Genomic DNA, 22055 nt, shown 5'->3' with positions numbered 1-22055 from the left:
CTTCGCCAGCCTTCGTGTGCCGATCGACCGCGACGAGGAAATGGACGCCGCCGAGCTTTCGCCCGAACGCTATGCCCGCGTCCTCGCCGACCTGTCGCGGGTGAATGGCCTAACAATGGCGCCGCGTCCGACGCTCGGCTTTCTCGACCGGGTGCGCGCACGGGGCGTCGGCGATCGTCCGTGGCGCGTTCTCGATGTGGGCTTCGGCGCGGGCGACATGCTCGCGCGGATCGCGCGCTGGGGCGACAAGCGCGGGGTCGCGCTCGACCTCGTCGGCGTCGACCTCAATCGCAAGAGCGAGGCGGTGGCGGCTATGCGGCTCGGTGCGCGCGCACGGCTGATCACCGGCGATTACCGTGCGCTCGCGGGGCAGGGGTGGGACATCATCCTCTCCAGCCTCGTCACCCATCATATGACGCCAAGGCAGCGCACGGAATTCCTGCACTTTATGGAAGGCGAGGCGGCGCGCGGCTGGCTGGTCAACGACCTCCACCGCCAGCGCCTGCCCTTCGCCGGCTTCCCCTTGCTGGCGACGCTGGCGTGGGCCGACCCGATCGTGCGGCGCGACGGCCAGCTTTCGGTCGGACGCAGCTTTCGCCGCGCCGAATGGCAAGCGATGCTGGCCGACGCGTTGCCCGATACGGCGGGCGACTGCCGCATCTTCCGCAGCTTCCCCTATCGCCTCTGCGTCGAGCATATCCGGTGACCGATGCGATCGTCGTCGGCGCCGGCCCCGCCGGGTCGGCCGCGGCGATCGGACTGGCGCGCGCGGGCGCGAAGGCGCTGCTGCTCGAACGCGCGCGCGAAACGGGCGATGCGCTCTGCGGCGGCTTTCTGAGCTGGCAGACATTGCAGCGGCTGGACGCACTCGGGATCGATCGCGCGGCGCTCGACGGGCAGGCGGTGCGCTGCGTACGTTTGTTCGCGGGCCAGCGGCAGAGCGAGACGGCGCTACCCGGCGAAGCGATGGGGGTGTCGCGCCGCAGGCTCGATAGCGTGCTGCAAGCCGTAGCCGTGGCGGCAGGCGCCGGTTTCGAGCGCGGCGTTCACGCAACGACGCTCGAAGACGGTACGGTGCAGACACGCGATGGCCAAGTGCTGACGGCGCAAGCCATCTTCCTCGCCGCGGGCAAGCACGGCTTTCGCGGCTTTCCGCGCGAGCCCGCCCCGTGGCAGTGCGCCGATCCCGTAATGGGGCTGCGATTGCGGCTTCCGCCGCATCCGGCGCTCGGTCGGCTGGTCGGCGACGCGGTCGAGCTGCATCTCTTCGATCGCGGTTATGCCGGGATGGTGCGGCAGGAGGATGGCAGCGGCAATCTCTGTCTTGCGGTCCATAAATCGCGGCTCGACGAAGCGGACGGCGATCCTTCGATGCTGCTTCGCGCGCTGGGCGACGCGCTGCCGCATCTCGGCGCGCGGCTGGCGCATGCCGACTGGTCGCGCAACGTCGATGCGATCGGGCATGTCCCCTATGGCTGGCGCACGCGCGAGACCGCGCCGGGACTGTTCCGGCTCGGCGATCAGGCGGGGGTGATCCCGAGTCTCGCTGGCGAGGGCATGGGCCTTGCGCTGGCGAGCGCCGATGCGGCGGTGGCGGCGTGGCGTCACGGAGGCGGGGTGGCGGCACCCGCCTTTCAGCAACGGCTCGCGGCGCGAATGACGCGCCCCTTCGCGCTCGCCAATCTCGTCTGGCGGATGGGCGAAAATCGGCGCAGCGCCGGATTGTTGACCGGCGCGGCGTCCATTTTTCCGTCGATGGTGCAAATGATGTCGCAGGCGACGCGGATCGACCCGTCCTGACCGCTCCTCGCTTGCGATCAGCCATGCCTTCCCCGATGACCCCGGACCGACGGGGCCGCGTTATTGCATCAACAGCGCGGCGCTTGACTTCGAAGGTCGCGGGCAGGATGAGGCGTCAACCGGCAAGGACTGAAAACCTCCTTCCCGGACTGACGCATCAGGGGCGCAGTGAGGGAAGGAACACCGGCTTTGCGCCGTGAAAGACAGCAGGCTTCGTCGAATAAATCGCCATCGTCCAGCAAGCGCAGCGGCACGCCCGGTGGCGAGCCGCCGCGTTGGCGCGTGTGGGTGCGCCGGATCTTTCGCTGGGGCCTCGGCCTCGCGGTCGTCGGGCTCGTCGCGCTGGCAGTGGCGGTCGGCATCGCGGTGCAGCGCATGCCGAGCTTCGAGGAGCTCAAAAAATCGCCGGCGGGGCAGACGATCCGCGTCCGCGCCGCCGACGGCACGGTCTTCCTGTCGCTCGGTCCCAACTACGGCCGCTGGCTGACGCTGCGCGAAACGCCGCAGGTGATGCAGGACGCGATGGTCGCGGTCGAGGACCGCCGCTTTCGCTATCACCCGGGGCTCGACCCCGTCGGCATGGCACGCGCGGCGGCGGTCGCGCTGCAGAATCGCGGCAGCGGCCGGCGCCTGCAGGGCGCGTCGACGATCACGCAGCAGCTCGCGCGCAATATCTTCCTGTCGAACAGCTATGATTTCAAGCGCAAGGCACGCGAGATGATCCTCGCGCTCGCGCTCGAATGGAAATTCTCGAAGGACGAGATCCTCGAACTCTATCTGAACAAGGTCTATTTCGGCGGTGGCAGCTATGGCATCGACGCCGCGTCGAACAGCTTTTTCGGCCATAGCGCGACCCAAATGTCGTTGTCCGAAGCCGCCGTGGTCGCGGGGCTGGTCAAAGCGCCGTCGCGCTATTCACCAACCGCCGATGCACAGGCAGCGTTGGGCCGCGCAGGCGTCGTGCTCGACGTCATGGTCGACGCCGGGGTCATCACACAGGCACAGGCCGACAGCGCCGAGCCCGCCAATGTCCAGCTCGCGAAGGAAACGGGGCAGAACAGCGCACGCTATTTCAGCGACTGGGCGCTACCACAGCTCGACATGCTGATCGACGAGGGCAGCGAGGCGCTCGACGTTTACACCACGATCGACCTTGGCATGCAGCGCGCCGCGACTGCGGCAATCCAGGCCGATACGCCGAAGGGCGTGCAGGGCGCGCTGGTCTCGCTCGATCGCGACGGCGCGGTGCGTGCAATGGTCGGCGGCAAGGATTATGTGACGTCGAACTATAACCGCGCGACGCAGGCGCTGCGTCAGCCGGGATCGGCGTGGAAGCTGTTCGTTTATATGGCGGCGCTCGAGGCGGGTTATAAGGTCAGCGACCAGGTCGTCGACGAACCGGTAACGATCAACGGCTGGTCGCCGCGCAACTCGTCGGGGCGTTTTTCGGGCACGATGGACCTGCGCAGCGCCTTTGCTTATTCGGTCAACACCGTCGCGGCGAAGCTCGGCGACGAAGTCGGCTTTTCGGCGGTGGCCAATATGGCGCGGCGGTTCGGGATCACGACGCCGGTCAACACGCATCCCTCGATGGTTCTCGGCAGCGCCGAAGTCCGTGTGATCGACATGACCGCCGCCTTTGCGGCCGTGTCGCGCGGCGGCGTGTCGGTGCAGCCCTATGGCATCACCAAGGTGACGACAGCGAGCGGCGAATTGCTGTACCAGCGCCCCGCCGAACGCGGGAACACTTTGGTCGACCATTGGGTCGCGGCGGGCATCACCGATTTGCTCCAGACCGCCGTCAACACCGGAACGGGCAAGGCGGCGCAGATCGGTCGCCCCGTCGCGGGCAAGACCGGGACGACGTCGAGCAACAAGGACGGCTGGTTCCTCGGCTTTTCGAGCGGGATCACGACGGGCGTCTGGATGGGCCGCGACGATGCGAAGCCCGTCGGCGGGCTGCAGGGCGGCCGCGCACCCGCCAAGGCCTTTGCCGATTATATGCGCGTCGCGGTCGCGCGGCGCCCGGTCGAACAGTTCGACACCGAAGTCGTGCTGCCCGAATGGCAGCTCGAGGACGAAGGCGAGGCCTATATGGGCGAGCCCGGTGAAGAAGGCTTCGTCGACGAGAATGGCATGCCGATCGAGCTGCCCTATGACAGCCGCCCACCCGAAACCACGGGACCGACGCCGCCACCGACCGAGGATGGGCCGGTGCTCGACCAGCAATGGATCGAGGAGCAGACCGGCCGGCGCGCCCCGGGAGACAATGGCGCGGCGCCAAAAAATGGCGGCCAGCCGAAGATCATTACGGTCCCCAAGGCACCGCCATCCGCAACCCGGCCATCGCAGCAGCCGCGACCGCCTTCGGATAGCGCGAACGATTAATCAGGCAGCGAAGCGGTAGCGGTGGAGCGAGCGTCCCTCGCGGCGCAGCCAGCCGCGCGCTGCGGCGACGTCGCCGTCGTGCAGTTCGTCGACGAGCGCGTGAAAGGCGGGGCCATGGTCCATATGCCGGAGGTGCGCGACTTCGTGCGCGACGGTCGCGCGGCGGACATGGTCGGGCGCCATCACGAGCCGCCAGCTGTAGCGGAGGTCGCCGTCATGCGTGCAGCTGCCCCATCGGCTGCGCGGATCGCCGACACCGACGCGGCCGACCGATAGGCCCACCGCACCTGCGATCTCGCGGCTTTCGCGCTCCATGAGGTCGAGAGCCTGGCCTTTGAGCCAGCGTTCGATACGCCGGCCGACCGTTTCGACCGGGCCGCCGACGTGGAGCCTGTCGCCGTCGAGCCGGATCGCGCGCGGGGCGGTCGCAGTCCAGTCGATATGGCGGTCGATACCGCGGAACGGAACCGATGCACCCGGACCGACGATCACCGGCAGCGCCGCCTTGCCGACCTGCTCGACCAGCCACGCCTGCTGTTCGCTGGCCCATTTGAGCGCCGCGCGCTCGTTGGTGCGGCGCGGAACCGTCAGCCGGAGTTCGCCGCGCGCGCCGTCGAAAACGAGGCGATAGCGCCGCGATTGGGCATGGCGCACCACGCGCACCGGCCAGACTTCGTCGCCGACCCAGATGTGCGGCCCCTCGGGCGCGAAGTCAGACGACGCGTTCGACAAGATGATTTTCCAAGGGTCCGGCCATATCCTCGCCGACGGTCCAGCCGACGATCGATTCGCCCGCGCGGTGCACCGCATCGCGGTCGCCGCAAACCAGATAATGCCAGTCGGGCAGTGGCTCGCCTTCGGCGCGCAGGCGATAAGCGCAGGTCTGCGGTAGCCATTCGATGTCGGCGACCTTGGCCTTGGTCAGCGTCAGGCAGTCGGGGACGTGGCGGCGACGGTGCTTGTAATCGCCGCAGCGCGCGGTGGTGAGGTCGAGCAGGCGGCACGCGACATTGGTCGGATAGATGCGGCCCGTGTCCTCATCCTCTAGCTTGTGCAGGCAACATTTGCCGCAGCCATCGCACAGGGCTTCCCATTGGCCCGCGTCGAGAGAGGCAAGCGGCGCTTCCCAGAAGGGGCGCTTCGATGTCGCCCCCGCCGCCATCACTTGACCCATTTCGCCAGCTCGGCGGCGACCGCCGCGGGCGCGCCTTCGTCGATATTGGACGACGGATCGTCGAGCGGCAGCAGCGCGACGGGCTTTCCCGCGGGATCCATCAGGAAGGCGAGTTGGCTGTGCGCCATCAGGTAGCGGTCGGGCGCCGAACCCGGGACCTTGTTGTAGGTGACGACATAGGCTTTCGCGACCGCGGCGATCTGTTCGGGGGTGCCGGTGAGGCCGAGCAGCCGCGGATGATAGCGCGCGACGAAGGGTTTGAGCGCCTCGGGCGTATCGCGCGCCGGATCGACGGTGATGAACAGCGGCGCGACCTTGGCGCCGCGCGCGGCATCGGCCTTTTCGAACTGCGACAGCCCGCGCATCAGTTTTTGCAGGTCGACCGGACAGATGTCGGGGCAGAAGCTGTAGCCGAAATAGACGAGACGATATTTGCCCGCAAAATCGGTGTCGCGGACGGTCTTGCCGTTCTGATCGGTGAGCGTGAAGGGGCCGCCGATGCGCGCACCTTCTAGCGGCGGCTTCGCTGCCGGCGCGTCGCCGCCGCCGCTGCAACCCGCGAGCGCAGCGCCGAAAGCAATCATCAGGCTTGCGCGGACGAGCCTTTGTCCCATATTTGCGATATTCATCATTTGGCCAGCCTTGGTCGGCTAGCCGCGGAAAATCAACCATTGTCGTCGCGCCAGCGGCGGACAAATTGCCCCAGGGATCGCCCAGACATGTTCCGACGCGCGGAATTCCGCCTCGCCTCTTTCCTCGCCCTCATGGTTGCAGCGACGGGCCTTATGCTCAGCCCCGCTCAGGCACAGTTCCGCGGCGGCTACGCCTTTTTGCAGGCGGTCGAAAGCCGCGACGGGACCAAGGCAACCGAGGCGCTGAAGGATGACCCGTCGTTCATCAACACGCGCAATCCCGACAATGGGCAGACGGCGCTGATCATCGTCACCAAGCGCCGCGATATCAGCTGGCTGCGCTTCCTGCTTGGCAAGGACGCCGATCCGTCGATCGGCGATCGCCAGGGGGTTACCCCGCTGATGCACGCCGCGCTGATCAATTTCACCGACGGCGCCGACGTGCTGCTCAACGAAAAGGCGCCTGTTGATCAGACCAACCGGCGTGGCGAAACCGCACTGATTCTGGCGGTGCAGTCAAAGAATGTCGCGATGGTGCGCTTGCTCGTGAAGCGCGGCGCCAATCCGGACAAGGCCGACCATGTCGCGGGCATGTCGGCGCGCGCCTATGCCAAGCGCGACGACCGCACGGGTCAGATCGTTGCATTGCTGGACGCCAAGCCCGACGGCCCGGTTCGCGACCTCGGGCCGACATTCGGACCGAACTAATCAGTAGAATGTGACATATGGATTGACAATCACATTATGATGTGAGACATGGCGTTCATGTCTACACAGCTCATCGATCGCATCCGCGCCATCGTCGACGACGGGGCAATGTCCCGCTCGGGCCTCGCCCGTGCCGCGGGTCTTCACGCCAACAGCCTGCGCGACCTCGACTCGCCTGGCTGGAACCCCACTGCCGAGACGCTGCGCAAGCTCGAGAACTGGCTCGCAAACGGCAGCGACCTGTCGCCGATGGCGAGCCCCGAAGAGATCATTGCCGAGGCGCGCAACGGCCGCATGTTCATCCTCGTCGACGACGAGGATCGCGAGAATGAGGGCGACCTGGTCATCCCCGCGCAGATGGCGACCCCCGACGCGATCAACTTCATGGCGACGCACGGCCGCGGACTGATCTGCCTGACGCTCACCAAGTCACGCGTCGACACGCTCGGGCTCGAACTGATGAGCCGCCAGAACGGCACGCGGCACGAAACCGCCTTCACCACCTCGATCGAGGCGCGCGAAGGCGTCACCACGGGCATTTCGGCGGGCGACCGCGCGCGCACCGTCGCGGTGGCGATCGATGCCGGCAAGAGCCGCGACGATATCGTCACCCCCGGCCATATTTTCCCACTGATCGCGCGCGACGGCGGCGTGCTCGTGCGCGCCGGCCATACCGAGGCGTCGGTCGACATCGCGCGCCTCGCCGGGCTCAACCCGTCAGGGGTGATCTGCGAGATCATGAACGACGACGGCACGATGGCGCGCCTCGACGACCTGGTTCCCTTTGCGCGGCGCCACGGGCTTAAGATCGGGACGATCGCCGATCTGATCGCTTACCGCAATCGCAGCGACCGGCTGGTCGAATGCGTCGCCGACGATCCGTTCGAATCGGATTATGGCGGCGACTGGCGGCTCAAATCCTATCGCAACAAGATCGACGGCAGCGTCAATCTGGTGCTGCAAAAGGGACCGGTCGACCCCGAGGGCGTGACTTTGGTCCGCATGCATCCGGTGTCGATCTTCGACGATATCATGGGCCGTCCGGGGCCGAAGAAGCGCCGCCTGCAGCGCTCGATGGACGCGATCGGCGAAGCGGGTTCGGGCGTCATCGTGATGCTGATGCGTCCGCTCCCGGGATCGGCCGATGCCGAGGCGACCCCGACACCGAGCGGCGGCATGGACCTTCGCACTTACGGGATCGGCGCCCAGATCCTCGCCGACCTTGGCGTCCATGCGATGGAATTGCTCACCCCGACCCACAGCAATATCGTCGGCCTCGAAGGCTATGGCCTGTCGGTCGTCGGCGAACGCCCCATTCCCGGAGAAGCCTGATGGCGCATGTCCTGATCGTCGAAGCCCGTTTCTATAGCCACCTCAACGACATGCTGCTCGACGGCGTGCGCAGCGCGCTCGAGGCCGACGGGCACAGCCATGAAACCGTGACCGTCCCGGGAGCGCTCGAAGTCCCCGCAGCGATTTCGCTAGGCGCCGACACCGGGCGTTTCGACGCTTATGTCGGGCTTGGTGTCGTGATCCGCGGCGAGACCTATCATTTCGAGGTCGTGTCGAACGAGAGCGCGCGCGGCATCATGGCGCTGACGCTCGACGGTCTTGCCATCGGCAACGGCATCCTGACGGTCGAGAATGAAGAACAGGCGCTTGCGCGCGCCGACAAGACGCGCAAGGATAAGGGCGGCGAAGCGGCAAAGGCCGCGATTGCCATGCTGGCCCTGAAGGAACAATTCGGCATTGGTTGATCGCCCGCCCCCCAGCCGTTTTTCCGTCGTCGAGCGCGGCGGGCGGCTGGTGGTCATCGACAGGGAAACCGGGCAGACGCCACTGAGTGCGGCCGAGCGGATGGACTTGCACGATCGCAAGATGGGCATCGAACCGATCCGGCCAGCGGCGCGTCAGGCGGCGCCCGAACCCGCGCCGGCCGCACGAACGGAACCGGCACCGCAGCGCGAGCCACCGCGTCCGCCGAATGACCGGATGGCCGCGGCGGTCGCCGAAATGAACCGGAAACAGCCGTGGAGCCAGCAGGCAAAGGCGACGGTTCAACCGCAACCTGCCCGCATCCCGCAGCGACCTGCACCCCAGCCGCAAGCCGGTGGCCGCAAGATGATCGTCACCGCCAAATGGTGGGATGCAAAGGGACCACGCACAATCGAGCTGGGCCCCAAGGGTCAGCAAAAATTGAGCAGCGGCTTCGTCACGCTGTTCTTTGCGCTTGTCATCGCCGTGATCGTTGCCGGCTTTATCGAGCCCTTGCTGCTCTTCGCCGGGGCTTTCGTGCTGTTCCGTTTCGGCGGCAATTTTCTCGGGCCGATCGGCGCCGGGATCATCGACAAGGCGCTCGCCGAAAAAGGATGATCCGGACGGCGCGGAGCCGCCCGGATCATCGATTCCTTACCTACCTTACGCCGTTTGCAGCGCGGGATAGTCGGTATAACCCTCAGCACCCGGCGAATACCAGGTCTGCGGATTGTCCGCCGCCCATTCGGCGCCGTTCTGGATCCGCTCGACGAGGTCGGGATTGCCGATGAACGGACGCCCAAAGGCGATCGCATCGGCAGAGCCATTCTCAAGCGCCGCTTCGGCCAGCGCGACATCATAGTCGCTGTTGAGGATCAGCGGACCCTTGAAGGCGGCTCGGATTGCTGGCGACTGCTTGGGCACGTCAGTGCGCCCAAAAGTGCCCTCGGGACCCGGCTCGCGCAATTCGAGGAAGGCGATGCCGAGCGCATCGAGCGCCGCGGCGGCGGCGGGGAACAGCTTTTCGGGGGCGCTGTCGTTGACGCCCTGCGTCTCACCGTTCGGCGACAGGCGCACCGCGACGCGGTCCTTGCCCCAGACACCGATCAAGGCTTCGGTGACTTCGCGTAGCAGGCGGATGCGGTTTTCGACCGAACCGCCATAATCATCGTCGCGCAGATTCGACCCGTCACGCAGGAACTGGTCGATCAGATAGCCGTTGGCGCCGTGCAGCTGGACGCCGTCGAAGCCGGCCTTCTTCGCATTTTCGGCCGCCTTCACATAATCGGCGATGACGCGCGGAATCTCGTCGAGGCGCAGCGGGCGCGCTTCTTCCAGATCGAGGCGGCCGACCGGCGTATGCGCGCGCCCGGTGCCCGTCGTCGCCGACGCCGAAACCGGCTGCTTGCCATCGTTGAACACCGAATGGACGAGCCGGCCCATATGCCAGAGCTGCGCGACGATGCGCCCGCCGGCGGCGTGGACCGCGTCGGTCACCGGCTTCCAGCCCTCGACCTGCGCGTCGGTCCACAGGCCCGGCGCGCTCGGCCAACCAAGGCCTTCCTGCGAAATGCCGGTGGCTTCGGAGATGATGAGCCCCGCCGAGGCGCGTTGGCGATAATAGTCGCGTGCGAGTTCATTGGGCACGAAGCCCGGTCCGGCGCGGCCGCGCGTCAGCGGCGCCATGATGATGCGGTTCGGGGCGTCGATCGCGCCCAATTTAATCGGATCGAATAGTGATACGGCCATGGTTCCTCCACGTTTCACTTTCTTCGCGACGGCCCCATCGGTCGCCGCTATGGCCCGCGAAGCTATGGACGCAGCGGTGCCGGCACAATGGTACGTAGCAAAAGAAAATCTAAATGACAGCGAAGATGGACAGTATCGACGACGTAGAGGCGGCCGGCACGGGACCCGGCCGCTGGGCCTTTGCCGCGCTGATCGGCGGCAATATCGCGCTGTCGCTCGGCGCAATGCTTGTGCGCATGGCCGACACCGGCCCGACCGCATCGGCCTTCTGGCGGATGACGCTCGCGCTGCCCCTGCTGCTGGTCTTCGCGTGGCGGGAGACGGGCGGGCGGATGCCGCCGCGCCCGGCGGTGCTGATCGCCGCCGCCGCGGGCATCTTCTTCGCGCTCGACCTCGCCGCGTGGCATCTCGGCATCCTGCAGACCAAGGTCGCCAATGCGACGCTGTTCGGCAATTGCGCCAGCCTGCTGCTCGTCATCTGGGGCATTTTCCTGACCCGCGAAATGCCGCGCGGATGGCAGGCGGCGGCGATCATCCTCGCCTTCGCCGGATCGGCCTTGCTGATGGGGCAAAGCTATGAGCTGTCGCCCGACTATCTTGTCGGCGATCTCTTGAGCCTGCTCGCCGGAGTCCTCTACACCTTCTATGTCATCCTGATGCAGCGTGTGCGCGACACGCTCGCGCCGTGGAGCGCTCTCGCCATCGCATCGGCGGTGTGCGTGCCGATCCTGCTCGGCACCGCGCTCGCGCTCGGCGAAACGGTAATGCCGCAGAACTGGACGCCGCTGATCCTGCTCGCGCTGACCAGCCAGATCGTCGGGCAGGGGCTGATGATCTGGTCGCTGCCGCGCTTCTCGCCGCTGGTGATCGGGCTCACCCTGCTGATCCAGCCCGCGGTCGCGGCGCTGACCGGCTGGATCGGCTTTGGCGAGACGCTGTCGGCGATCGATATTTTCGGCGGGATGATGGTCGGTGCCGCGCTAGTGCTGATCCGGTTGCCGAACCGCACAGCGCGGCCTATCTGAAGCCTATGGCTTCGATCCTTCCCGCCGACCCGACCCTAGACGAGATTCGCGCCGCGCTCGCGCCGCTGATCGCGGCGTCGGCGGCGTTCGACGGCTTCGGCGATGCCGCGCTCGATGACGCCGCGGCGCGCGTCGGCGTCGACCCCGACGTCGCGCGTCTCGCCTTTCCCGGCGGCGGCCGCGACATGGTCGACGCCTGGTTCGCCGATGTGGACGCGGCGATGGAACTGCGCTGGCCCGCCGAAAAGCTCGCCGCGCTGAAAATCCGCGAGCGCATCACGACGCTGGTCGAGACGCGCATCGACTTGCTTGCGCCGAACCGCGAATCGCTGCGGCGTGCGCTCGCTTTGCTGGCGCTGCCAACCAACGCCCCGCACGCCGCGAAGCTCGGCTGGCGCGCCGCCGATCATATGTGGCGGCTCGCGGGCGATACCGCGACCGACTATAATCATTACAGCAAGCGCGCGATCCTCGGCGCCGTCTATGGCTCAACGATGGCCGTGTTCCTGAATGACGAAAGCGAAGGCTTAGCCGACACACGCGCCTTCCTCGCGCGCCGCATCGATCAGGTGATGCGATTCGAAAGCTGGAAGCATCGCCGCGCCGCACGCAGCATCGAACGGCCCAGCCTGGCGCGCTTCGTCGGGCGGCTACGCTATCCGGGGCGTTGACCGGTTTCGATAAAGGACTGGCGTAAAGCGATTGTTATTGATAATCGCTCGCAAATGACTGCTTTGCTCGACAAATCGCCACTCGGAGTGGCGGTGCGGATCGCCCGTATCGACTGGAATGCCATGTCCGACGACGAAGGACGCCGCCTGCGCGAATTCGGCTTGATGGAGGGATGCGAAGTCGTCCCGCATCACCGCGGCAGCATTTTTTCGCGCGATCCGCTGGCGCTGACGATCGGGCGGATGAAGGTCATCATCCGCAGCAGCCAGGCCGCAGCGATCGAGGTCGAGCCGGCATGACCGCCGCGATTCCCTCCATCGCCCTCGTCGGCAATCCCAACGCCGGCAAATCGAGCCTGTTCAATGCGCTGACCGGCGCGCGACAAAAGATCGCCAACTATCCCGGCGTCACCGTCGAGCGGAAGGCGGGGCATGCGAGCTTTGTCGACGGCCGCCCACTGTCGCTGATCGACCTGCCCGGCACCTACAGCCTCACCCCTGCGAGCCTCGACGAGGCGGTGACGCGCGACGTGATCCTCGGCAAGCAGGCTGGCGAGACGCGGCCCGATGCGCTGATCATCGTGCTCGACGCAGCGAACCTCGACAATCATCTCTGCTTCGCGCTCGAACTTCTCGCGCTCGGCCTGCCGACCGTCGTCGCGCTCAACATGCTCGACCTCGCGGAACGCGACGGGCTGACGCTCGACGCCGAACGGCTGTCGAAAGAGCTGGGCGTGCCCGTCGTCCCGACGGTCGCGGTGCGCAAGCGCGGGCTTATCGAATTGCTCGCCGCGGTCGACGGCGCGATCCAGTCGCACCAGCCGCGAGCCGCGTTCGCCGCGCCGCAGAGCGACGCCTCGCTCCATCAGCGCGCCCGCGCGATTGCGCGCGTTGCAACGGTCGACGAAACGCCGGTGCGCCGCTGGACCCAGCGCGTCGACAATATCGTGCTCCACCCGGTCGGCGGGCTCATTCTCCTTGTCGCGCTAATGTTTGTGATGTTCCAGGCGGTCTTTTCGTGGGCGACGCCGTTCGCCGACGCGCTCGAAGGCGTAATCGGTGTGGTTCAGACGTGGGTCGTCGGCACCTTCCCCGACAATTTTCTGCGCGGACTCGTTGTCGAAGGGCTGCTCGCGGGGGTCGGCGCGGTCGTCGTCTTCCTGCCGCAGATCCTGATCCTCTTCCTCTTCATCCTGCTGCTCGAGGCGTCGGGCTATATGACGCGCGCCGCCTTCCTGATGGACGGGCTGATGGGCAAAGTCGGACTGTCGGGGCGCGGTTTCATCCCGCTGCTCTCAAGCTTCGCCTGCGCCGTCCCCGGTATCATGGCGACGCGCTCGATCCCCGACGAAAAGGACCGGCTGACGACGATCCTGATCGCACCGCTGATGACCTGCTCGGCGCGCATGCCCGTTTATACGCTGATCATCGGCGCCTTCATCCCGGCGCAAAAGGTCGGTGGGACGCCGATCGGGCTGCAGGGACTCGTGCTGTTCGGCCTGTTCATCAGCGGCATCGTCGGCGCGCTGCTCGTCGCCTTCGTGCTGCGGCGATCGGTGACCAAGGGCAACGCCACGGGCTTCATGATGGAAATGCCGCGCTATCAATGGCCGCGGCTCAACGACATCGCGATCGCGCTGTGGCAGCGCGCGTGGATCTTCCTCCGCCGCGCCGGGACGATCATCGCCGCGACGACGGTGGTCCTGTGGCTGCTGCTGACCTTTCCGCAAGCGCCCGCGGGCCAGAGCCAGGTCGAATATAGCGCCGGCGGCCGCATCGCGAGCGCGCTCGAGGTTGTCGTCAAGCCGATCGGCTTCAACCACGACATCGCGCTCGCGCTGATCCCCGCGATGGCGGCGCGCGAGGTCGCGGTGTCAGCGATGGCGACCGCGAATGCGATCGACGCCGAGGGCGACGAGGACGCGATGGCCGAGGCGCTCGGTGACCGGATCGCCGGCCGCTGGAGCATCGCCACCGCGCTCGCCTTCCTCGCCTGGTTCGTCTTTGCGCCGCAGTGCATTTCGACGATCGCGATCACCAAGCGCGAGACCAATGGGTGGAAATGGCCCATGTTCATGGTTGGCTATTTGTTCCTGCTCGCCTATGCCGCTGCTGGTATCACTTACTGGACGGCCGTCGCCTTCGGACTCGGCTGATCCTCCCAACTTAAAGAGCGGAGCGGAGCGGCGGATGGCTGGCAGCGTCAACAAGGTAATTCTCATCGGCAACCTCGGTGCCGACCCCGAAATCAAGTCGTTCCAGAACGGCGGCAAAGTCGCGAATCTCCGCATCGCGACGTCCGAGCAGTGGAAGGACCGGATGACGGGCGAGCGCAAGGAGCGCACCGAGTGGCATCAGGTCGTGATCAACGGCGAAGGCCTGATCGGCGTCGTCGAGCGCTATCTGAAAAAGGGCTCGAAGGTTTATATCGAGGGCTCGCTGCGCACCCGCAAATGGCAGGACCGCGACGGCAACGACAAATATACGACCGAGATCGTGATCGCGGGCATGGGCGGCACGCTGACCATGCTCGACGGCGCGCCGGGCGGCGGTGGCGGCTCGCGCGGCGGCGACAGCTGGGCGCAGGGCGGCGGTTCGTCGGGTGGCGGCTCCGGCGGTGGCTGGGATCAGGGTGGCGGTTCGGGCGGTGGCTCGGGCGGCGGCTGGAACCAGGGCGGCGGCGGCAGCTCGGGCGGCGGACGCCCACCGTTCGACGACGATCTGGACGACGACGTTCCGTTCTGAGGACGGGTTTTTAAGCGATGACCGACCCGATCGCCGCCGCGGACGTCGCGCGCGGGGTGTGCCGCCTGTTCGCGCAGGCGGGGTTGGTCGCGATTCCGGAGGTTCCGCTGCCGAACGGGCGGCGCACCGACCTCACCGCGATCGACGCCAAGGGCAATATCACCATCGTCGAGATCAAGGTCAGCCGCGCCGACCTGCACGGCGACGGCAAATGGCCCGACTATTGCGACTGGTGCGACCGATTCTATTGGGCGCTCGCGTCGGGGCTCGACCCCGCGATCCTCGAAACCGAGGGCTATCGCCGCGAGACATCGGGGCTGATCGTCGCCGACCGCTATGGCGCGGCGGTCGTACGCGAGGCGGCAAGCTGCAACCTCGCACCCGCACGCCGCAAGGCCGAATTGCTGCGGATCGGGCGGCTCGCGATGCGGCGATCGATGCTCGCGGCCGATCCTGAGCTGGCCGCAAGCTGGCTGGAGGGCTAGGCGCCGCGCGCCTGCATCCGCGCCAGATAACGCGCGAGGATATCGATCTCGAGATTGACCGGACGGTTCGCGGCGGCCTCGTTCAGCGTCGTCATTTCCTGGGTGTGCGGGATGATGTTGAGCGTGAAATGCGCGTCGCCGTTCGGCTGGTCGGTCACCTCGTTGACCGTCAGCGAGACCCCGTCGACGGTGACCGAGCCCTTCGCGGCAATATGCGGGGCGAGCGACGCGGGGGCGGCAACGGTGACGGTGACGCTGTCGCCGACCGGCTCGACCGACACGATGCGGCCGATATCGTCGACATGGCCGGTGACGATATGCCCGCCAAGTTCGTCGCCGATCTTGAGCGCGCGCTCGAGGTTGAGACGACGCCCTTGGTCCCACATCCCCGGCGCGGTGCGCGCGAGCGTTTCGGCGCTGGCATCGATCGCGAACCAGTGGCCTTCGCCATCGGCGCCCTTGTCGACGACGGTGAGGCACGCCCCCGAACAGGCGATCGACGCACCGAGATCGATCGTATCGGTATCATAGGCGGTGGCGATGACGAGCCGCGTGTCGCCGCGATCTTCGCGCGAACGAACGGTGCCGATGTCGGTGATAATGCCGGTGAACATGGGATGGTTATCCTTCTCTGACGCGCTCGTAGACGTCGAGCCGGTCGCTGCCAAGCACGCGGCTGTCGGAAAGGCGCCAGCGTCCGTGTGCGTCGGCCAGATCGGTCAGCCCGATGTCGCCCAGCGCGGGTTTGCCGCCACCGATCAGGATCGGCGCGCGATAGAGCAAGAGCCGGTCGACGCGATCGGCGGCGAGGAAGGCCGATGCGGCGCCCGCACCGCCCTCGACGAGGACCGAATCGACGTCATCGATCGCTTGCGGAGAGGCGACGGCGATCCAGCCATCGGGCGCTTCGCCACTGGTGAGCAGCAGCCTTTTCGGGCTGCGGTCCTCGAGCCCCGGTAGCCGCACGTCGAGTTGCGGCGCATCGGCCGCGAGCGTTCCGCGTCCGACGAGGATCGCCTGATGGCTGGCGCGTTCAAGATGCCCGTGCGCACGGGCGCGGTCGCCGGTGATCCAGCGGCTCGATCCGTCGGCGCGCGCGATGCAGCCGTCGAGCGAGGTCGCGAGCTTGAGCGTCACGAACGGCCGTCCGTCGGCCCGGCGCGTCCACCAGGGTGCCATCGCGGCGCGCGCTTCGGCGGGAAGCATATTGAAGACGACCTCGACGCCCGCCGCCTGCAACCGCGCGATGCCCTTGCCGTCAGTCCGGGCGTCAGGGTCCTGCGCCGCGATCACCACGCGCGCGACCCCCGCAGCGATCAGCAGGTCGCTGCACGCCGGCCCGCGCGGGCTCGTGTGCGCGCAGGGTTCGAGCGTGACATAAGCGGTCGCGCCGCGCGCCGCGTCACCCGCCGCCGTCAGCGCCACCGCCTCGGCATGCGGGCGCCCGCCCGATTGCGTCCAGCCGCGCGCGATCACCCTGCCCTGCTTGACGATCAGGCAGCCGACATTGGGATTGGGCGCCGACGCCGGGCGGCCACGCCGCGACAGGGCGACGGCGGCCGCCATCCAGTCGGCATCGGCGGGGCCTCGCTGCATCCGGTCAGTCGGCGGCTTTGGGCTGCGCGCCGCGCGCCGCGCGTTCGGCGAGCGTCGAGCGAAGCTGCACGGGCTCGGGCTTCTTCTTTGCCGCCGCGGCCGCCTCTTCGCCCAGCGTTTCGCGCGTCACCTTGTCGGCCTCGGTCGAATCATATTCGATGCCGAGGCTGTCGGCGAAACGCTGATATTCGGCGCGCTTCTGGGCGTTGTGCAGCGTCGTTTCCTTGGCGCGTGCCACCCAGTCGGCGCGGATATCGGCCGCGCTGCGGTTCGCGGTCCAATTCTCGAAATAGATGATCTGTTCCTTGGGCTTTTCATAAGGGATCAGATATTTCTCGACCCCGGTGAAAATGAGCCAGGTCAGCGCCAGCGCGACGCCCCAGATCGCCCAACGGTGCGGGCGCGGTTCGCGGACATAGGCCCAGAAATCGGACAGGCCGCCGCCGACATCCATTTTGTTGAACATTCCCATCAGCCCAATTTAGGCGATGTCGCGTCATTTTGCGAGGGGGAGCGGAATGGCGGGCGATTGCGTCAAATGGTCGCTGATAACGTTCTCGATTGCAAAAAATGCAACAGCAGATGTTCTTTTCGCAGTTGCAACATTCATTGTGCACTGCAATATCACACTTGCCTTTTAGGCATCCTCTCCCAAAACTTTCACGGGCCACCTTCGGGTGGCCCTTTTTTTGCCTTTTTGCCGAGAAAAGCTGACTTCTTTGGTCGAGAAATACAATCCGGTTCGAATCGGCAAGTCCGCGAATCACTCCTGAGTCGGCGTCCGCGATTCGAATCGCCGCACTTCGGCGATGAAACTGCCCGGAAGCGGCGTGGGTTTCCCGCTGTCGGTATCGAGGTGGGCGTAGTTGATCTCGATATCCGTGAGCCGTTCATTCCCACGGAAAATTCCGCAATGAAGCGTGAAACTCGCCCGCCCGAAACGGCTGATGCGTGCCGCGATCGTGATCAGCTCGTCGAGTCGCGCGGGTGCGTGATAGTCGATCTCGCAATGCGTCTCGCGAATGTCTGTACCATATTGGTGAAAATAGGGGCCGGGCTGCCCCTCCCCGAGCGCGCGAAAATATTCGGTCACCCCGATATCGGCATAGACCAGATAATTGGCATTGAAGACGATATTCTGCCCGTCGATCTCGTTGAAGCGCACGCGGACGCGTTCCTGTACGCGGAAATCGGCGAGCGGCACGGCGCTGCGATGGTCGGTCATCGGGGCCTCAGGCGGCAAGCGCAGCGGGGGTACGGTCGAGCGGCCCGCAGGCGGCTTCGAGCCATTTGCGCTCCTCGCCTTCCATCCCCGCGCCGAGCTTTGCCAGCACCTCGGCATGATAAGCGTCGAGCCAGTCGGCCTCGGCGGGGGATAGCAGCGCGACGTCGACGAGGTTCTGCGCGATCGGCGCGAAGGTGATCGTCTCGAACCCCAGCATATCCTCTTCGGCGCCCGCGATGCGTTGCGGCGTGACGACGACGAGATTCTCGATCCGGATACCGAAGGCGCCGGCCTTGTAATAGCCGGGCTCGTTCGAGAGGATCATGCCCGCGTGCAGCGGCTCCTCGGTCCCCGCCTGTCCGCCTGCGGGCTTGGCGATGCGCTGCGGCCCCTCATGCACCGCGAGATAGGTGCCGACGCCGTGCCCGGTGCCATGCGCATAATCGACCCCGTCGGCCCACAGATATTGCCGCGCGAGGATGTCGAGCTGGCTGCCGCGCGTCCCCTTGGGGAAGCGCGCGACCGCGAGCGCGATATGGCCCTTCAAGACCTGCGTGAAGCGGCGGCGCATCTCGGCGGTAGGCGCGCCGATCGCGATCGTGCGCGTGATATCGGTCGTGCCATCGTCATATTGGCCGCCCGAGTCGACGAGATAGAGCGTGCCCGTCTCGATCGCGCGGTTGGTCGTCTCGTCGACCTTGTAATGCGGGAGCGCGCCATTGGGGCCCGCGGCCGAGATGGTGTCGAACGAAAGGTCGCGAAGCGCGCCATTTTCGTCCCGGAATTCGCGGAGCTTCGCCGCAGCGCCGAGTTCGTCGAGCCCGCCCTGCGGCGCGACTTCTTCCATCCATTTGAGGAAACGTGCGACCGCGACACCGTCGCGGACGTGCGCGACGCGCGTGCCATTGAGCTCAGTGTCATTCTTGATCGCCTTGGGCAGCACCGCCGGGTCGCGGTGGCGTTCGATCTTCGCGCCCGCAGCCTCGAGCGCGGTGAAGATCGCCGCGACAGCACGGTCGGGATCGACCGCAACTTGTCTGCCCGCAAGGTCGGCAAGCGCCGCCTCGAACGCGGTGCGATCATGGATGCGGACGCTGTTGCCGAGGTGCGCGCGCACCGCGTCGGTGATCTTTTCGGGCGCGATAAACAGGTCTGCGGTCGCATCGGCGTGGAGCAGCGCGAAGGCGAGGCCGACCGGGGTGTGGCTGACGTCAGTCCCACGAATGTTGAAGGTCCAGGCGATCGAATCGAGCGCGGTCATCACCGTCGTATCGAGACCCTTGGCCTTCAGCCAGTCGGCGATGATCTCGCGTTTCTCGACCGCGCTTTGGCCTGCAAGCGCGGCATCGTGGACCGTCACCACCGCGTCGCTCGGCGCCGGCTGATCGTCCCACGCGGCGTCGAGCGGGTTGGTGTCGACCGCCACGAGGCTCGCGCCCTTCGCTGCCAGCGCCTTTTCCAAGCCGCGCGCCCAGTCGATGCTGTGCAGCCAGGGGTCGTAGCCGACCTTCTGCCCCGCGCTGACATTGGCGCCGAGCCATTCGGCGACGCTCGACTGCGGCACACCGACATAGTCGAACAGCGCGCCATCGACCTGATCGCGCACCTGCACCGTATAGCGCCCGTCGACGAACACCGCAGCCTTCGCCGGCAGCACCGCCGCGGTCCCGGCCGAGCCGCCGAAGCCCGTCAGCCACGCCATGCGCTGGGCATAGGCACCGACATATTCGCTCATATGCTCGTCGCTGATCGGCACGACAAAGCCGTCGAGGCCGCGCGCGGCGAGGGTGGCGCGGACGCGGGCGAGGCGTTCTGCGTGGACGGGGCTGGACATGACGCGTTCCTTATTCCTACATCGCGGCAATCCCGCCCAATCGGGGCGACACCGCGGGGGATTTTTCGATGCGCGCTATTTGGATGTTTCTGGCAGCAATTGCCACCCCGCTTGTCGCATCGCCGCCCCTGTTCGCCAAAGAGAAAGACGCCGCATTGACCAGCCCGACCCCTGCCCTGCCCGCCGCTCCCGTCGCGGAAAAGCGACCGCACGAGATGACGCTGCACGGCAAGACGCTGTCCGACCCCTATCACTGGCTGAAGGACGAGAGTTATCCGACGATCGATGACAAGGATGTGCTCGACTATGTGAAGGCCGAGAACGCCTATTTCGACGCCGCGATGAAGCCCCACGCCGAGCTCGTCGAGACGCTGTTTCAGGAAATGAAGGGCCGGATCAAGGAAGCCGATTCGAGCGTGCCGCAGAAGGACGGCGACTGGGTTTACTGGGTCGAATATGAGGAAGGCGCCGAGTACAAGAAATGGTACCGGAAACCTGTCGCGGGCGGTGATACCCAGCTGATCCTCGATGAGGTCGCGATGGCCGCGGGCAAGGATTATTTCCGCCTCGCCGAACTGTCGGTCAGCCCGAACGGCAAGCTGATGGCCTATTCGTTCGACGACAATGGCTCCGAGCGATTCGAGGCGCGCATCCGCAACCTCGAAACGGGCGAACTGCTGCCCGACACGATTCCCGGCACGCTCTCGTCGCTCGTCTGGACCTCGGGCAATGACGCGATCCTCTATGGCCTCGCGAACGAGAATTGGCGCACCGACAATGTCCGGCTGCACAAGCTCGGTACCCCCGTCGCCGAGGACAAGTTGCTCTACAAGGAGGCCGACATCGGCTTCGGCGTCGGGATCGGCAAGACCGCTGCCGACAATTATATCGTGATCGCGACGGGCGATAACGAGACGAGCGAAGTCTATCTGCTCCCCGCCGACAATCCCGAGGCGAAGATGCAGCTCGTCTCGGCGCGCAAGAAGGGGCGCGAGTACAGCGTCGATGAGCGGAACGGCACGCTCTACGTCTACACCAACGACGAACATCCCAATTTCCGCATCGCCACCGCCGACATCAAGGCGCCCGGGACGTGGAAGACCTTGATCCCCGGATCGGACACGAATTACATCACCGGCCTCTCGATCTTCCGCGACTATTTCGTGCTCGAATCGCGTGAGAAGGGCGTCGATCAGGTCGATATCCGCAAATATGACACGCCGCGGACCCCCGGTCGGATCAAATTCCCCGAGGCGACCTATGTGGCGGGGCTCGGCGACAATCCCGAATATCATCAGGACAAGCTGCGCCTCGACTATGAATCGATGGTCACCCCCGACACGGTGTTCGACTATGATCTCGCAAGCGCGAAGCTCGAGACGCTGAAGGTGCAGGAAATTCCGTCCGGTTATAATCACAATGATTATATAACCGAATTGGTAAACATGCCGTCGCGCGACGGGACGCCGGTTCCGGTGTCGCTCGTCTACAAGAAAGGCACGCCGCGCGATGGCAGCGCGCCGATGCACCTCTATGTCTATGGCAGCTATGGCTACCGCGTCCCGCCGGGCTTTTCGACGACGCGGCTCAGCCTCGTCGATCGCGGCATGATCTATGCCATTGCGCATGTGCGCGGCGGCGACGACCTCGGCCGCGCCTGGTATCTCGCGGGCAAGACGACCGAGCGCAAGAACACGTTCAACGACTTCATCGACGTCGCCAAGGGGCTGATCGCCGCCAAATATACGAGCGCGGGCAAGATCTCGATCGAGGGCCGCTCGGCGGGCGGGCAGGTGATGGGAGCCGTCTATAATCAGGCGCCCGAGCTATGGGGTGCGGTACTCGCCGGCGTGCCCTTCGTCGATGTGATCAACACGATGGTCGACGAGACGCTGCCGCTGACCCCCGGCGAATGGCCCGAATGGGGCAATCCGATCACCGACAAGGCGGCATTCGATTACATGCTGAGCTACAGCCCCTACGACAATGTGACGGCGAAGGCCTATCCGCCGATGCTCGTGTCGGCGGGGCTCAACGACCCGCGCGTGACCTATTGGGAACCCGCCAAATGGGTCGCCAAGCTCCGCGCGACGCGCACTAATGACGCGACCTTGCTGCTCCGCACCAACATGGGCGCGGGGCATGCGGGCAAGTCGGGCCGCTGGGGCGCGCTGCGCGAAGATGCCGAGGAATTCGCGTTCGTGCTGACGCAGCTGGGAGTTGAGAAATAGGCCGCCAGCCTGGCACTATGGGAGAAATGCATACCAG

Annotated in this window: 24 protein-coding genes; 15 read left to right on the top strand and 9 right to left on the bottom strand. The window is 66.2% G+C overall.

All coding sequences use genetic code 11. The features are described from left to right. Positions 1 to 40: 40 nt before the first annotated feature. The 4 genes from GGC65_RS14455 (at position 41) to GGC65_RS14440 (ending at position 4188) form a co-directional block, all read left to right on the top strand. On the top strand, positions 41 to 706 hold the full coding sequence (locus GGC65_RS14455; RefSeq protein WP_192649544.1) for a methyltransferase domain-containing protein: 666 nt from the start codon (positions 41 to 43) through the stop codon (positions 704 to 706). Beyond that, positions 703 to 1800: an NAD(P)/FAD-dependent oxidoreductase gene (locus GGC65_RS14450; RefSeq protein ID WP_318780170.1), complete on the top strand. Its 1098-nt coding sequence runs from the start codon at positions 703 to 705 to the stop codon at positions 1798 to 1800. Before GGC65_RS14455 ends, GGC65_RS14450 begins: the two co-directional genes overlap by 4 nt. 16 nt (positions 1801 to 1816) lie before the next feature. Next, positions 1817 to 1933, top strand: coding sequence for a peptide-methionine (R)-S-oxide reductase (locus tag GGC65_RS23775; protein ID WP_192649543.1), 117 nt, complete (start codon positions 1817 to 1819; stop codon positions 1931 to 1933). A 149-nt stretch (positions 1934 to 2082) separates the two neighbouring features. Next, positions 2083 to 4188, top strand: a complete 2106-nt coding sequence (locus GGC65_RS14440) for a PBP1A family penicillin-binding protein (RefSeq protein ID WP_318780234.1) — start codon at positions 2083 to 2085, stop codon at positions 4186 to 4188. Here GGC65_RS14440 and GGC65_RS14435 read toward each other — a convergent pair whose 3' ends face one another. The 3 genes from GGC65_RS14435 to GGC65_RS14425 are packed head-to-tail and all read right to left on the bottom strand — an operon-like array spanning position 4189 to position 5994. Beyond that, positions 4189 to 4920, bottom strand: coding sequence for a M48 family metallopeptidase (locus GGC65_RS14435; protein WP_225940824.1), 732 nt, complete (start codon positions 4918 to 4920; stop codon positions 4189 to 4191). Continuing rightward, entirely contained in the window at positions 4901 to 5362 is a 462-nt protein-coding gene (locus GGC65_RS14430) for a YcgN family cysteine cluster protein (RefSeq protein ID WP_225940823.1), read from the bottom strand. The genes GGC65_RS14435 and GGC65_RS14430 overlap by 20 nt, the downstream gene beginning before the upstream one ends. Continuing rightward, positions 5350 to 5994, bottom strand: a complete 645-nt coding sequence (locus GGC65_RS14425) for an SCO family protein (RefSeq protein ID WP_192647800.1) — start codon at positions 5992 to 5994, stop codon at positions 5350 to 5352. Before GGC65_RS14425 ends, GGC65_RS14430 begins: the two co-directional genes overlap by 13 nt. Before the next feature lie 87 nt (positions 5995 to 6081). Here GGC65_RS14425 and GGC65_RS14420 point away from each other — a divergent pair, with 87 nt between their 5' ends. Genes GGC65_RS14420 through GGC65_RS14405 form a run of 4 tightly spaced genes read left to right on the top strand, consistent with a single transcriptional unit; the run spans position 6082 to position 9075 of the window. After that, complete coding sequence (locus GGC65_RS14420; RefSeq protein ID WP_192647799.1) at positions 6082 to 6702, top strand: ankyrin repeat domain-containing protein; 621 nt, start codon at positions 6082 to 6084, stop codon at positions 6700 to 6702. A gap of 57 nt (positions 6703 to 6759) precedes the next feature. Further along, positions 6760 to 8034 (top strand): 3,4-dihydroxy-2-butanone-4-phosphate synthase, encoded by a 1275-nt coding sequence (gene ribB, locus GGC65_RS14415; RefSeq protein WP_192647798.1) that lies wholly within the window; start codon positions 6760 to 6762, stop codon positions 8032 to 8034. After that, on the top strand, positions 8034 to 8459 hold the full coding sequence (gene ribH / locus GGC65_RS14410; protein ID WP_192647797.1) for a 6,7-dimethyl-8-ribityllumazine synthase: 426 nt from the start codon (positions 8034 to 8036) through the stop codon (positions 8457 to 8459). The genes ribB and ribH overlap by 1 nt, the downstream gene beginning before the upstream one ends. Then, the gene (locus GGC65_RS14405; RefSeq protein ID WP_192647796.1) at positions 8452 to 9075 is read left to right on the top strand and encodes a hypothetical protein; all 624 of its coding nucleotides are present in this window, start codon (positions 8452 to 8454) and stop codon (positions 9073 to 9075) included. The genes ribH and GGC65_RS14405 overlap by 8 nt, the downstream gene beginning before the upstream one ends. Before the next feature lie 45 nt (positions 9076 to 9120). Here GGC65_RS14405 and GGC65_RS14400 read toward each other — a convergent pair whose 3' ends face one another. After that, the gene (locus tag GGC65_RS14400; protein ID WP_192647795.1) at positions 9121 to 10206 is read right to left on the bottom strand and encodes an alkene reductase; all 1086 of its coding nucleotides are present in this window, start codon (positions 10204 to 10206) and stop codon (positions 9121 to 9123) included. A gap of 113 nt (positions 10207 to 10319) precedes the next feature. Here GGC65_RS14400 and GGC65_RS14395 point away from each other — a divergent pair, with 113 nt between their 5' ends. From GGC65_RS14395 to GGC65_RS14370, 6 genes are read left to right on the top strand one after another with little or no spacing between them, the layout of a single operon-like run. After that, a complete protein-coding gene (locus tag GGC65_RS14395; RefSeq protein WP_225940822.1) occupies positions 10320 to 11231 on the top strand; it encodes a DMT family transporter in 912 nt (303 codons plus the stop codon). Between the two features lie 5 nt (positions 11232 to 11236). Further along, positions 11237 to 11902: a COQ9 family protein gene (locus GGC65_RS14390; RefSeq protein WP_192647794.1), complete on the top strand. Its 666-nt coding sequence runs from the start codon at positions 11237 to 11239 to the stop codon at positions 11900 to 11902. A 54-nt stretch (positions 11903 to 11956) separates the two neighbouring features. Then, positions 11957 to 12202, top strand: a complete 246-nt coding sequence (locus GGC65_RS14385) for a FeoA family protein (protein WP_192647793.1) — start codon at positions 11957 to 11959, stop codon at positions 12200 to 12202. Next, positions 12199 to 14058, top strand: a complete 1860-nt coding sequence (gene feoB, locus GGC65_RS14380; RefSeq protein WP_192647792.1) for a ferrous iron transporter B — start codon at positions 12199 to 12201, stop codon at positions 14056 to 14058. The genes GGC65_RS14385 and feoB overlap by 4 nt, the downstream gene beginning before the upstream one ends. Before the next feature lie 34 nt (positions 14059 to 14092). Then, positions 14093 to 14647 carry a single-stranded DNA-binding protein gene (gene ssb / locus GGC65_RS14375; protein ID WP_192647791.1) on the top strand — a complete coding sequence of 185 codons (555 nt, stop codon included), beginning with the start codon at positions 14093 to 14095 and terminating at the stop codon, positions 14645 to 14647. Positions 14648 to 14664: 17 nt separating this feature from the next. Continuing rightward, the gene (locus tag GGC65_RS14370; protein WP_192647790.1) at positions 14665 to 15132 is read left to right on the top strand and encodes an MmcB family DNA repair protein; all 468 of its coding nucleotides are present in this window, start codon (positions 14665 to 14667) and stop codon (positions 15130 to 15132) included. Here GGC65_RS14370 and GGC65_RS14365 read toward each other — a convergent pair. The 5 genes from GGC65_RS14365 to GGC65_RS14345 form a co-directional block, all read right to left on the bottom strand. Further along, positions 15129 to 15746, bottom strand: a complete 618-nt coding sequence (locus GGC65_RS14365) for a riboflavin synthase (protein ID WP_192647789.1) — start codon at positions 15744 to 15746, stop codon at positions 15129 to 15131. The two genes, GGC65_RS14370 and GGC65_RS14365, sit on opposite strands and share 4 nt — an antisense overlap. A gap of 7 nt (positions 15747 to 15753) precedes the next feature. Next, positions 15754 to 16698: a bifunctional diaminohydroxyphosphoribosylaminopyrimidine deaminase/5-amino-6-(5-phosphoribosylamino)uracil reductase RibD gene (gene ribD / locus GGC65_RS14360; protein ID WP_192649540.1), complete on the bottom strand. Its 945-nt coding sequence runs from the start codon at positions 16696 to 16698 to the stop codon at positions 15754 to 15756. A gap of 34 nt (positions 16699 to 16732) precedes the next feature. Next, positions 16733 to 17194, bottom strand: coding sequence for a hypothetical protein (locus GGC65_RS14355; protein ID WP_225940821.1), 462 nt, complete (start codon positions 17192 to 17194; stop codon positions 16733 to 16735). Between the two features lie 297 nt (positions 17195 to 17491). Then, positions 17492 to 17953 carry an acyl-CoA thioesterase gene (locus GGC65_RS14350; protein ID WP_192647787.1) on the bottom strand — a complete coding sequence of 154 codons (462 nt, stop codon included), beginning with the start codon at positions 17951 to 17953 and terminating at the stop codon, positions 17492 to 17494. 7 nt (positions 17954 to 17960) lie between these two features. Beyond that, positions 17961 to 19787, bottom strand: a complete 1827-nt coding sequence (locus tag GGC65_RS14345; RefSeq protein WP_192647786.1) for an aminopeptidase P family protein — start codon at positions 19785 to 19787, stop codon at positions 17961 to 17963. Positions 19788 to 19855: 68 nt separating this feature from the next. Between GGC65_RS14345 and GGC65_RS14340 the strand changes: the two genes are divergently transcribed. Further along, positions 19856 to 22018 (top strand): S9 family peptidase, encoded by a 2163-nt coding sequence (locus tag GGC65_RS14340; protein WP_225940820.1) that lies wholly within the window; start codon positions 19856 to 19858, stop codon positions 22016 to 22018. Positions 22019 to 22055 lie beyond the last annotated feature (37 nt).

This window comes from Sphingopyxis sp. OAS728 (assembly GCF_014873485.1).
Taxonomy (GTDB): domain Bacteria; phylum Pseudomonadota; class Alphaproteobacteria; order Sphingomonadales; family Sphingomonadaceae; genus Sphingopyxis.
The sequence above is the reverse complement of the archived record's forward strand: the minus strand, read 5'-3'. Positions and strand labels throughout refer to the sequence as shown.

Bases quoted from the DNA above. Each gene is read 5' to 3' on its own strand.
- GGC65_RS14455 (WP_192649544.1), top strand. From the start codon at position 41: ATGGACGCCGCCGAGCTTTCGCCCGAACGCTATGCCCGCGTCCTCGCC.
- GGC65_RS14430 (WP_225940823.1), bottom strand. From the start codon at position 5,362: ATGGGTCAAGTGATGGCGGCGGGGGCGACATCGAAGCGCCCCTTCTGG.
- GGC65_RS14425 (WP_192647800.1), bottom strand. From the start codon at position 5,994: ATGATGAATATCGCAAATATGGGACAAAGGCTCGTCCGCGCAAGCCTG.
- GGC65_RS14420 (WP_192647799.1), top strand. From the start codon at position 6,082: ATGTTCCGACGCGCGGAATTCCGCCTCGCCTCTTTCCTCGCCCTCATG.
- ribB (WP_192647798.1), top strand. From the start codon at position 6,760: ATGTCTACACAGCTCATCGATCGCATCCGCGCCATCGTCGACGACGGG.
- ribH (WP_192647797.1), top strand. From the start codon at position 8,034: ATGGCGCATGTCCTGATCGTCGAAGCCCGTTTCTATAGCCACCTCAAC.
- GGC65_RS14400 (WP_192647795.1), bottom strand. From the start codon at position 10,206: ATGGCCGTATCACTATTCGATCCGATTAAATTGGGCGCGATCGACGCC.
- GGC65_RS14395 (WP_225940822.1), top strand. From the start codon at position 10,320: ATGACAGCGAAGATGGACAGTATCGACGACGTAGAGGCGGCCGGCACG.
- GGC65_RS14390 (WP_192647794.1), top strand. From the start codon at position 11,237: ATGGCTTCGATCCTTCCCGCCGACCCGACCCTAGACGAGATTCGCGCC.
- GGC65_RS14385 (WP_192647793.1), top strand. From the start codon at position 11,957: ATGACTGCTTTGCTCGACAAATCGCCACTCGGAGTGGCGGTGCGGATC.
- feoB (WP_192647792.1), top strand. From the start codon at position 12,199: ATGACCGCCGCGATTCCCTCCATCGCCCTCGTCGGCAATCCCAACGCC.
- ssb (WP_192647791.1), top strand. From the start codon at position 14,093: ATGGCTGGCAGCGTCAACAAGGTAATTCTCATCGGCAACCTCGGTGCC.
- GGC65_RS14370 (WP_192647790.1), top strand. From the start codon at position 14,665: ATGACCGACCCGATCGCCGCCGCGGACGTCGCGCGCGGGGTGTGCCGC.
- GGC65_RS14365 (WP_192647789.1), bottom strand. From the start codon at position 15,746: ATGTTCACCGGCATTATCACCGACATCGGCACCGTTCGTTCGCGCGAA.
- ribD (WP_192649540.1), bottom strand. From the start codon at position 16,698: ATGGCGGCCGCCGTCGCCCTGTCGCGGCGTGGCCGCCCGGCGTCGGCG.
- GGC65_RS14355 (WP_225940821.1), bottom strand. From the start codon at position 17,194: ATGTTCAACAAAATGGATGTCGGCGGCGGCCTGTCCGATTTCTGGGCC.
- GGC65_RS14350 (WP_192647787.1), bottom strand. From the start codon at position 17,953: ATGACCGACCATCGCAGCGCCGTGCCGCTCGCCGATTTCCGCGTACAG.
- GGC65_RS14345 (WP_192647786.1), bottom strand. From the start codon at position 19,787: ATGTCCAGCCCCGTCCACGCAGAACGCCTCGCCCGCGTCCGCGCCACC.
- GGC65_RS14340 (WP_225940820.1), top strand. From the start codon at position 19,856: ATGCGCGCTATTTGGATGTTTCTGGCAGCAATTGCCACCCCGCTTGTC.